This window comes from Halomonas sp. BM-2019 (assembly GCF_017584085.1).
In genome coordinates, this window is the sequence record NZ_CP071922.1 from 2,233,048 (window position 1) to 2,243,666 (window position 10,619).

The following is a 10,619-nucleotide window of genomic DNA, read 5'->3' on the forward strand; positions in this document are numbered from 1 at the left end:
CGCCGCGCTCTCCCGCTGGCGGCGGGTCCACGCCCGCCTCGAGGCGCTGGCCTGAGCGCCCGGGACCTCCCACTCTCACTCTCACTCTCACTCTACCCTTCGACAGCGAGCCTTCTTCGATGCCCAAACTCGATGCCGACTTCCACCAGTCCCTCGCCGACATGCGCGAGGTGATGGATAACGCCGACTGCCTGATCTCCCAGGCGGAAGTGGAACGCGCCCTGGACCGCATGGCCGACGAGATTACCCGTGATCTGGGCGACAAGCTGCCGGTCTTCTACTGCGTGATGAACGGTGGCCTGATCACCACCGGTCACCTGCTGACCCGGCTCGGCTTCCCGCTGGAGGTCGACTACCTCCACGCCACCCGCTACCGCGGCAAGACCCACGGCGGCGAGCTGTTCTGGCGTGTCTCCCCGGAGGTGCCCATGGCGAATCGCCACGTGGTGATCGTCGACGATATCCTCGACGAGGGCGCGACCCTGGCCGCCATCCTCGCCTACTGCCGCGAGGCCGGTGCGGCCAGCATCTCCACCGCGGTGCTGGTGGACAAGGAGCATGACCGCAAGGCCGTACCCGGCCTCAAGGCCGACTACTGCAGCCTGGAAGTGGCCGACCGCTATGTGTTCGGCTTCGGCATGGACTACAAGGGTTACTGGCGCAATGCCCCTGGGATCTTCGCGCCGAAGGGGATGTAAGCGCCGAGCGCTATTGAAAAAGGCTCCTCGCAGACTGGCGTGAAACTGCCTTGTGGGAGGGCGGCTCTGCCGCGCGAATGGCGCCGCAGGCGCCCCGATGGAGTTGCTGCCGCCTGGTGACTGCTGCCAGGGAGTCCTTCGGCCTCCATTCGCCCGGCAGAGCCGGCCTCCCACTTGTATCAACCCATCACAAGCTGCCCTTACGCCAGCCCCAGCTCGTGGGTGGCTTCCTCGCGCATCTTGAACTTCTGGATCTTGCCGGTGACGGTCATCGGGAACTCGTCGACGAACTTCACGTAGCGCGGCACCTTGTAGTGGGCGATCTTGCCCTTGCAGAACGCCTTGAGCTCGTCGGCGGTCAACGCCTGCCCGTCGGCGAGCTTGACCCAGGCCATCACCTCCTCGCCGTACTTCTCGTCGGGCACGCCGATCACCTGCACGTCGGAAATGGCGGGGTGGGTGTAGAGGAAGTCCTCGATCTCGCGCGGATAGATGTTCTCGCCGCCGCGGATGATCATGTCCTTGATGCGCCCGACGATGGCCACATAGCCCTCGTCGTCCATGGTGGCGAGGTCGCCGGTATGCATCCAGCCGGCGCTGTCGATGGCCTTGGCGGTGGCCTCCTCGTTGCTCCAGTAGCCCAGCATCACGCTGTAGCCGCGGGTGCACAGCTCGCCGGTCTCGCCCCGGGGCACCACGGCGCCGGTCTCGGGGCTCACCAGCTTCACCTCCAGGTGGGGATGGATGGTGCCGACGGTGGTGACGCGCTTCTCCAGGGGGGCGTCGGTCTGGGTCTGGAAGCTCACCGGGCTGGTCTCGGTCATGCCGTAGCAGATGGTGACGTCCTTCATGTGCATGCGCTCGATCACCTTGCGCATCACCTCGATGGGGCAGATGGAGCCGGCCATGATGCCGGTGCGCAGCGAGGAGAGGTCGAAGCGCTCGAACTCCGGGTGCTCCAGCTCGGCGATGAACATGGTGGGGACACCGTAGAGGGTGGTGGCGCGCTCCTCGGAGACCGCGCGCAGGGTCGCCTCTGGGTCGAAGCCGTCGCCCGGGTAGATCATGGTGGCGCCGTGGGTCACGCAGCCCAGGTTGCCCATCACCATGCCGAAGCAGTGGTAGAGGGGCACCGGGATCACCATGCGGTCCTCCTCGGTGAGCGCCATGGTGCGTGCCACGAAGAAGCCGTTGTTGAGGATATTGTGGTGCGACAGGGTCGCCCCCTTGGGCGCCCCGGTGGTGCCGGAGGTGTACTGGATGTTGATCGGGTCGTCGAACTGCAGGGTCGCCTGCACTTCGGCCAGGTGCTCGGCGGAGACCTCCTCGGCGTGGGCCAGCATCGACTGCCAGCTGAACATGCCGGTCAGGGCGCGCTCGGCGTCGAGGCAGATGACCCGCTTCAGCTCGGGCAGCTTGGCACTCTGGAAGGTGCCGGGACCGCCGTCACGCAGCTCGGGGGCGAGCTCTTCATTGAGCTCCGGGACCAGCTCCGCCAGGGTCGCCACATAGTCTGAGGTCTTGAACTTGCCCTGCAGGATCAGCGTGGAGGCGCCGGACTGCTTGAGGGCGTACTCCAGCTCGTGGGTGCGGTAGCTCGGGTTGATGTTGACCAGCACGGCGCCGATCTTCGCCGTGGCGAACTGGGTGATGGTCCACTCGGCGCAGTTGGGCGACCAGATGCCGACCCGGTCCCCCTTCCTGACGCCGAGGGCCAGCAGGGCCCGGGCGGCCTGGTCGACGGCGGCCTGCAGCTCCTTCCAGGTGTAGCGCAGCCCCTGATGGAGGCTGAGCAGGGCATCGCGATCCGGGAAGCGGGCCACGGTCTCGTCGAAGCAGTCGCCGATGGTCTGGCCCTTGAGGGGGGTGTCGCTGATGCCGCTGACGTAGCTGATGGGATTGTGCTCGCGTGTCATGGTTGGGCGTCTCTTCGTTGTTGCGGAGAGTTGTTGCAGAGAGGTGTTACCGAGTGTTGTTACCGAACTGTTGCTACCGAATGTTGTTACCAAGAGTCATGACAGGAAGCTGGTGTCAGACCCGGCCGACCAGGAGCGGTGACGGAAGGCGGCCAGCGGCCGCCCCTCGAGGAGCGTCTCAGTGGCTGGGCGGTTCGGCGCCCAGGCTCGAGAGCACCTCGCGGGCGCGGCTCTCCACGTCATCGAGCTCCTTGTGCATCAGGCGAATGTCCTCCAGCTGGCGCTCCAGGTTGGCCCGCTTCTCGGCCAGGATCTCGAGAAGACGCTGCAGCTGACGCGCATTCCCGTCGGGCATGGCGTCATACATCATCACCACCTCGCGGATCTCCGCCAGCGAGAAGCCCAGGCGCTTGCCGCGCAGGGTCAGCTTGAGGCGCACCCGATCCTTCTCGTGATAGATCCGCGTCTGGCCGCGGCGCTGGGGAGCCAGCAGCCCCTCCTGCTCGTAGAAGCGGATGGTGCGCGGCGTCACCTCGAACATCTTGGCCAGTTCGCCGATGGTAAAGGTGCGGCGCTGGCGTGGCAGGCCACCGCTTTGCTCGGCCGCGGCGTTCGATGTGCGCTGAGTCATGGGCGTCTTCCTTTTATTGTCGGGCGGGGCGGGGCGGGGCACGGGCCGCCCGCCTGATGGCAACACTAGCCGAGGTTTACGTTAACGTAAAGTGCTTGTTCAACCATGGGCTGATGTGGGATAAACCTAGCAAGTGCTAGGTTGGGCGCCAGGATGCCGTCGAGCGTCGCGGCCCAGCCACCCTGCCAACACCCGATGGCATGTCCAAACACTTGATTCCTGACCGACAACCGTGATTCCTGACCAACATCAGTGATTCCTGACCAACAACAACGTAGCGAGACCGCCAAGAGGATACCGCCATGGACTTTTCCTTGACCGACGACCAGAAGGCGCTGGTCCAGGCCGCCGCCGACTTCTCCCGGGCCGAACTGGCCGACCATGCCGCCGAGTGGGACGCCAGCTCCCATTTTCCGGTCGATGTGATCCGTCGCGCCGGCGAGGCCGGTTTCCTGGGTATCTATGTCCCCGAGGAGCGCGGGGGGCTGGGGCTTTCGCGGCTGGAGGCCTCGCTGATCTTCGAGCAGCTTTCCCAGGGCTGCATCTCCACGACCGCCTATCTTACCATCCACAACATGGTGACCTGGATGGTGGCCAGCTGGGGCAGCGAGGCGCTGCGCGCCACCTGGGTGGATCGCCTGGTCAGCGGCGAGTGCCTGGGCTGCTATTGCCTGACCGAGCCCGGTGCCGGCTCCGATGCCGCCAGTTTGCGCACCAAGGCCGTGCGCGACGGCGATGAGTACGTGATCAGCGGGTCGAAGATGTTCATCTCCGGCGCAGGTGCCAACGATGTGCTGGTGGTGATGGCCCGCACCGGCGAGGCGGACAGCGGCGCCGGTGGGGTCTCGGCCATCCTGGTACCGGCCGACGCCGCCGGCATCGAGTACGGCAAGAACGAGGAGAAGATGGGCTGGAAGAGCCAGCCGACCCGCCTGATCAGCTTCGACGGCGTGCGGGTGCCGGTCGGCAACCGCCTGGGCGAGGAGGGGGAGGGCTTCAAGCCGGCTCAATATCGCCAGCTGCTCGCTGGGCGCCGCCCAGCACGCCCTGACCCTGGCCCGCAACTACATGGGCGAACGCAAGCAGTTCGGCCGCGAACTCGCCCAGTTCCAGGCGCTCCAGTTCAAGCTGGCCGACATGGCCAGCGAGCTGATGGCCGCGCGCCTGATGGTTCGCCACGCCGCCTGGCGCCTGGACCAGCAGGACCCCGAGGCCACCGCCCACTGCGCCATGGCCAAGCGCGTCGCCACCGACATGGGCTTCCACGTCTGCAACGAGGCATTGCAGATCCATGGGGGGTACGGTTACCTCAAGGAGTTTCCCCTGGAGCGCATGGTGCGCGATACCCGTGTCCACCAGATCCTCGAGGGCACCAACGAGATCATGCGCCTGATCGTGGCCCGGCGGCTGCTGGCCGACGGCGTGATCGAGTCACTGCAATAATAAGGAGAGCAAGTGATGTCGGACCTTTCCGTTCGCTTCGATGAGCTGCCCACCCGGGACGGCGGGCGCATCGGCGTGGCGACCCTCAACGCACCCAAGTCCCTCAATGCCCTCTCCCTGGAGATGATCCGCCAGCTCGATGCCAAGCTCGACGCCTGGGCGGTGGATCGCAGCATCGTCGCGGTGTGGCTGGAGGGCAGCGGCGACAAGGCCTTCTGCGCCGGCGGCGACGTGGTGGCCCTCTACCGCTCGCTGACCGAGGAGGGCGAGAACCGCGGGGCCGGCCGCGACAGTCTGCTGGCTGAGACCTACTTCAGCGCCGAGTATCACCTCGACCATCGCATCCACACCTATCCCAAGCCGCTGATGGTGTGGGGCGACGGCATCGTGATGGGCGGGGGCCTCGGCCTGCTGGCCGGCGGCTTCCAGCGCCTGGTGACCGAGACCACCCGCATCGCCATGCCGGAGATCACCATCGGCCTCTACCCGGACATCGGCGCCAGCTGGTTCCTCAACCGCATGCCGCCGGGGGTGGGCGCCTACCTGGGCCTGACCGGCGCCTCGCTCAACGCCCGCGATGCCCTGGACCTGGGGCTCGCCGACCGCTTCGTGCCCCGCGAGCGGCGCGAGGCGCTGCTCGGCGCCCTGGAGGAGGCCGACTACGGCGACCGCAGCCGCGCCGCCCTGCGCGGTGCCGTGCAGCGGGTGCTGGATCAATACGAGGCGCGCGATGCCGCCCCGGCCGGGCAGGTGATGCCGCGCCTGGACCACCTGCAGGCGCTGGTCGGCACCGTGGACGCCGCCACCGCGGTCCGGCGCATCCTGGCCGATCCCCGCGACGACGACTGGCTGGCCGCCAACCGGGCGCGCCTGGCGAGCGGCTGCCCGCTCACCGCCCAGCTGGTATGGCGGATGCTCGAGCGCCACGCCCACACCAGCCTGGCCGACGCCTTCCGCGACGAGCTGGTGCTCTCGGTGCAGTGCTGCCGCCAGGGCGACTTCGTCGAGGGGGTGCGGGCGCTGCTGATCGACAAGGACAAGGCCCCCCGCTGGAGCCACCCGGACGTGGAGAGCGTCCCCGAGGAGGCAGTCCAGGCGCTGTTCGTCTCACCCTGGAGCAGCGAATCCCATCCGCTGCGCGATCTCGGCCTCGGCCATCGCGTCGGATAGTGACAACAATGACAAGGAGTTAACCATGAATATCGCCTTTATCGGCCTCGGCAACATGGGCGCCCCCATGGCCAGCAACCTGGTCAAGGCCGGCCATCGCGTCACCGTCTTCGATCTGGTGGAGAGCGCCATGCAGGCTCTGGAGGGCGAGGGCGCCAGCCGCGGCGAGAGCGCCGAGGCCGCCGCCCGCGGTGCCGAGGTGATCATCTCCATGCTGCCCGCCGGCGCCCACGTCAAGGGGCTCTACCTGGGCCGCGACGGCGCCCCGGGGCTCTTCGATGCCCTCGACGGCCAGCCGCTGGTGATCGACGCCTCCACCATCTCCCCGGAGGACGCCCGCACGGTGGCCGCCGCCGCCGCCGAACGCGGCCTGAGCTATCTGGACGCCCCGGTCTCCGGCGGCGTCGGCGGCGCCAAGGCCGGCACCCTGACCTTTATCGTCGGCGGGGCCGAGGAGGGCTTTACCCGGGCGAAGCCGGTGCTCGAGGCCATGGGCAAGAACATCTTCCACGCCGGCGACAGCGGGGCGGGGCAGGTGGCCAAGATCTGCAACAACATGCTGCTCGGCATCCTGATGAGCGGCACCGCCGAGGCCCTGGCGCTGGGGGTCAAGAACGGCATGGACCCGGCGGTGCTCTCCGAGATCATGAAGCAGAGCAGCGGCGGCAACTGGGCGCTCAACGTCTACAACCCCTGGCCCGGCGTGATGGAGGGCTCCGCCGCCTCCCGCGACTACCAGGGCGGCTTCCTCACCGACCTGATGGCCAAGGACCTCGGCCTCGCCTGGGAGCTGGCCCTGGGCTCGAAGTCCACGGTGCCCATGGGCTCCCAGGCCCGCAACCTCTTCGCCCTGCACGCCGCCCAGGGCAACGGCGGGCTGGACTTCTCCAGCATCCAGACCCTCTACCGCGCGGGGGAGTAGCGGGACAGGAGACAGGCCGGGCCGCCATGGGGGCAGGCCTGGCCTGTCTCCCATGGTGCTTTGACGCTCTCCGTCGAAGAACGTTATCTTGAAGGGTAGTGCGGGCCCGCATTCGATCATTATCAGGTGTCATGATGAACACTCGGTTGATCAACCGACACGACTACCCTCAACTCGATGCTATCCTTTGGGATCGTGCAGAGCAGTATATCGAGCCCAGAACGGCGTTTCGGCTCTATGAGGAGCGCTGGCGATTCGTGGTGCCGCATCAGCTGGAAAGCAACGAGCGAGCCTTGATCGCCGAGTTGATTCGGACCTATGGGCAGATGCTCACTGCATGACCTATAGGCGCCCCCATCATCAGGCGATCGAAGTCGTTCTTTCGCATTTCGATCCTGTATTCCTTCGGGATAACAATATCCTGTTTGGCGGCGGCACGCGCATTGCGCTTGAGCTGGATGAATTCCGCGAATCGGTCGATATCGATCTGTTCTGCGTAGGTAAGGCCGCCTATCGTGCCGCCCGCATGGCGGTTACCAATTCCAGCCTCGGCCCCCTGCTGCGTGAGGGCCATCGGCTGGTGCCTTGGGGTAACCGCGAGATACGCACCGACCGCGACGCCATCCGGACCTTTCTTGAAGGGGCCGAGCGTCCGATCAAGCTCGAAATCCTCAACTTTGCCAATGAGCGCTTGCAACCTGACAGCCGACAGGACCTCTTTCCCGTCCCCTGTATCAGTAGAGAAAGCTGCTTTGCCACCAAGCTGACCGCCAACGCCGACAGGTTTCACAACCATATCAAGGACATTCTGGACCTGTGCATGATGCGTCGCGAATGGGGCAGTATCCCCGGGGAGGCCTGGGATATGGCATGCGAGGAATATGGGGAGCGCACCATCGCCACCGCTCTGGATAGTGCGCTCAGGGACCTTGTGTCGCGCTACCAGGCTCACCTGGTACATGCCGTGGAGTCCCTCCATATCTCCCCTGACCTGGCGGTTGAGCTCATGACCGTGGTGGCACCTGCCTGGCGACAGGAGCTTGCCCGGGCCTGAAGGACTTTGGAGCCAGCCTGGAGGAGAGCGGCTTTGCCGCAGGATTGGCCTGGTGGGAGGGCGGCTTTGCCGCAGGATTGGCCTGGTGGGAGGGCGGCTTTGCCGCAGGATTGGTCTTGTGGGAGGGCGGCTTTGCCGCAGGATTGGTCTTGTGGGAGGGCGGCTTTGCCGCGCGAATGGCGCCGCAGGCGCCCCGGCGGTGTTGCTGGCGTTTGCGCCTGCCGCCGGGAGGCCTTCGGCCTCCATTCGCCCGGGGGACCCGGAACGCCGGACCGCGGCCTTCCATAGGATGACCACCGGCCTTAGCAAACTCCCCATTCCCCGGCTTCCCACCAATAGGGCCGGGCCTTGCAGCCGTTGGTCGGGCTCCGGTGGTACCATGCCCCCTTTAGTCTGCCGTCCAGAGTGTGCATGTCCTCGCCTTCGTCCGCTGCGACTCCCCCTCGGCGCCCCATGCGGCGAGAGCTGCTCGAGGGGCCCATCAGATCCGCCGGGTGCTGGCTCAGACCGCCTCTACCACCAAGGGCTAGCCGGGGCGGTCTGTTAACGTTCAACTCGCGTTAACATGAGCGTTGAAATCAAGGAGGAGAAGGCTATGGGCGCGATCGCCTCCCCCTGCGTGGGGCTCTGTTCCACCACCCTGGGCGACCGCACCTGCCGCGGCTGTCAGCGCGCCGACGGAGAGATTCACGACTGGTTCGGCATGAGCGGCGAGGCACGGGCCGCGCGGATCGCCGAGCTCGATGCCCTGCGCGAGGCCGTGGCCGGCCGCTACCTGCGCCTGGTAGACGCCGCGGCCCTGGAGGCCCAGCTCCGGCGCCACCGCATCCGCTTCCGGCCCGAGCAGCCGGGGCTCTCCCGGGCGGTGGAGCTGCTGCGCATCGGGCGCGAGCGCATCGGTGACCTGACCCGCTACGGCCTGGCGCCGACGGCGGCGGGGCAGGGCCTCGGCGCCGCCGCGCTCCACGCCCGCCTGGCCGCCGAGCTCGCCGCCGCCGCCGAGGCCCGGTGTACCCGCCTGGAAGCCTCGCCCGCCGACGGCCCTTCTCCCGTGCCCGATCGACCTGCCCGAGACCCCGTGATGTCCGTGACCCTGCCCGAGCCCGTCAGCGCCAGCGCCGACGACCTGCTCTCCGCCGAGCTGCTGGCCTTCCTGCGCTGCCGTACCCCCGATGCCTGGGTGGCCTGGGCGCTGGAGAACCCCGAGCTCTTGCTGATCGACCACGCCCAGTGCGAGAAGAAGGCCGCCTCCACGGCGATGAGCCTGCTCTACCGCTACGTGGACCAGCCGCTGCTGCTGACCAAGATGAGCCAGCTGGCCCGCGAGGAGCTGCTTCACTTCGAGCAGGTGGTCAAGCTGATGGAGGAGCGCGGCATCGCCTATCGGCATATCAGCGCCTCGCGCTACGCCGAGGGGCTGCGCCGTCACGTTCGCCCCGAGGAGCCCGCACGGCTGGTGGACGTGCTGATCATCGGTGCCTTCATCGAGGCGCGCAGCTGCGAGCGCTTCGCTCGGCTGATTCCGCACCTGGACCCCGAACTTGCCAAGTTCTATCGCAGTCTGGTTAAGTCGGAAGGGCGCCATTACGAGGACTACCTGATGCTGGCCCGCCACCTGGCCGCATCGCCCATCGAGTCCCGTATCGCCTTCTTCGCCGATCGCGAAGCCGAGCTGGTGCAGACGCCCGACACGGCGTTCCGTTTTCACAGTGGCGTGCCGGCATAAGACCGGCCCCAGGACACGCAGGACCGACACATGCGAGATGCAACCGACGTCGCCGACACCCCGCAGCCGGATCGGCTGGCCCTCTTCGGCCACTTCTCGCTGACCCTCGGCGAGGATGCGCTGACCCAGTTCAGCTACGACAAGGTCAAGGCGCTGCTGGTCTACCTGCTGCTGCACAGCCAGCCGGTGAGCCGCGCGACCCTGGCCGAGCTGCTGTGGCCTGACCAGGGCCTCTCCTCCGGGCGCACCAACCTGCGCCACGCCCTGCACTGCCTGCGCCAGTCCCTGGGCGAACATGCCAACGAAGTGCTCGTCGTCTCGCGCCAGACCATCGCCTTCCGCCTGCCGCCAACCTGGCAGTTCGACCTCCACGAGGTGCAGCGCCTGCTCGACGGCGAACGCGACCTGCCGACCCTGGCCGCGCTGCTCGAGCACTACCAGGGCGATCTCGCCGAGGATCTGCAGCTCACCAACTGCGGCGACTTCCAGCGCTGGCTGGTGCAGGTGCGCAACGACTGGCGCCAGCGGGTGATCCGCTTCGCCGAGGCGGTGCTCGAGCACCACGAGCACGTGCCCGACCGCCTGCTGGTGGATCTGGTCAACCGCTTCTCGGGCTACGGTCCCTTCCACGAGACGCTGGTGCGCCAGCTCGCCGAGCAGGGCCAGCTGGCCGCCGCCCACGAGCAGTACAACGCCTACCTGCAGCTGCTGGCGCTTTCCGGCCAGCCGCCCGACCCGGCCTTCATGCAGCTGGCCCGCTACTGGTCCGACTCCCACGCCGACGCCGTCGCGGCCGGTGGCCTGGGCTTCGCCCGGACCCTGGCGCCGGACAGCGCGCCGCTGCGCGAGGAGGAGATCGAGCAGCGCCAGCTCTCGGTAATGGCCATCCGCCTGCGCCTCAAGGGCGACCTCTCCAGCCGCCCGGGCAGCCGCGCCTGCCTGATGCTGCAGTGCAAGCTGCTGCGCTGGCTGGAGGAGCAGTGTCACCACCTGGGCGGCTTCTGGCTGCCCGGCGCCACCGGCGGCCTGGGCCTGGCCTGCTTCGGCACCCACGGCCCC

8 protein-coding genes and 3 pseudogenes are annotated in these 10,619 nt (G+C 67.4%); 9 read left to right on the top strand and 2 right to left on the bottom strand.

The features are described from left to right. The first annotated feature begins 119 nt into the window (after window positions 1-119). Window positions 120-698 (top strand): hypoxanthine-guanine phosphoribosyltransferase, encoded by a 579-nt coding sequence (locus J5F18_RS11090; RefSeq protein WP_346298702.1) that lies wholly within the window; start codon window positions 120-122, stop codon window positions 696-698. Between the two features lie 200 nt (window positions 699-898). Here the strand turns inward: J5F18_RS11090 and J5F18_RS11095 are convergent, their stop codons facing one another. Together J5F18_RS11095 and J5F18_RS11100 are read right to left on the bottom strand one after the other, a co-directional pair. Next, window positions 899-2,614: an AMP-binding protein gene (locus J5F18_RS11095; protein WP_346298703.1), complete on the bottom strand. Its 1,716-nt coding sequence runs from the start codon at window positions 2,612-2,614 to the stop codon at window positions 899-901. A gap of 178 nt (window positions 2,615-2,792) precedes the next feature. After that, window positions 2,793-3,245 carry a MerR family DNA-binding transcriptional regulator gene (locus tag J5F18_RS11100; protein ID WP_346298704.1) on the bottom strand — a complete coding sequence of 151 codons (453 nt, stop codon included), beginning with the start codon at window positions 3,243-3,245 and terminating at the stop codon, window positions 2,793-2,795. 302 nt (window positions 3,246-3,547) lie between these two features. On the opposite strand from J5F18_RS11100, the pseudogene J5F18_RS11105 reads away from it, so the two are divergent. The 8 genes and pseudogenes from J5F18_RS11105 to J5F18_RS11140 form a co-directional block, all read left to right on the top strand. After that, window positions 3,548-4,688: pseudogene (locus J5F18_RS11105) on the top strand (acyl-CoA dehydrogenase family protein). Between the two features lie 15 nt (window positions 4,689-4,703). Beyond that, the gene (locus J5F18_RS11110) at window positions 4,704-5,858 is read left to right on the top strand and encodes an enoyl-CoA hydratase/isomerase family protein (RefSeq protein WP_346298705.1); all 1,155 of its coding nucleotides are present in this window, start codon (window positions 4,704-4,706) and stop codon (window positions 5,856-5,858) included. A gap of 25 nt (window positions 5,859-5,883) precedes the next feature. Continuing rightward, complete coding sequence (mmsB, locus tag J5F18_RS11115) at window positions 5,884-6,780, top strand: 3-hydroxyisobutyrate dehydrogenase (protein WP_346298706.1); 897 nt, start codon at window positions 5,884-5,886, stop codon at window positions 6,778-6,780. A gap of 134 nt (window positions 6,781-6,914) precedes the next feature. Next, window positions 6,915-7,121: a hypothetical protein gene (locus J5F18_RS11120; protein WP_346298707.1), complete on the top strand. Its 207-nt coding sequence runs from the start codon at window positions 6,915-6,917 to the stop codon at window positions 7,119-7,121. Beyond that, complete coding sequence (locus J5F18_RS11125; RefSeq protein WP_346298708.1) at window positions 7,118-7,834, top strand: nucleotidyl transferase AbiEii/AbiGii toxin family protein; 717 nt, start codon at window positions 7,118-7,120, stop codon at window positions 7,832-7,834. Before J5F18_RS11120 ends, J5F18_RS11125 begins: the two co-directional genes overlap by 4 nt. A gap of 595 nt (window positions 7,835-8,429) precedes the next feature. Beyond that, window positions 8,430-8,570, top strand: a pseudogene (locus J5F18_RS11130) (DUF1289 domain-containing protein); the annotation flags it as partial. Between the two features lie 345 nt (window positions 8,571-8,915). Then, a complete protein-coding gene (locus tag J5F18_RS11135; protein ID WP_346302217.1) occupies window positions 8,916-9,560 on the top strand; it encodes a tRNA-(ms[2]io[6]A)-hydroxylase in 645 nt (214 codons plus the stop codon). Between the two features lie 30 nt (window positions 9,561-9,590). After that, window positions 9,591-10,619, top strand: a pseudogene (locus J5F18_RS11140) (ATPase); the annotation flags it as partial.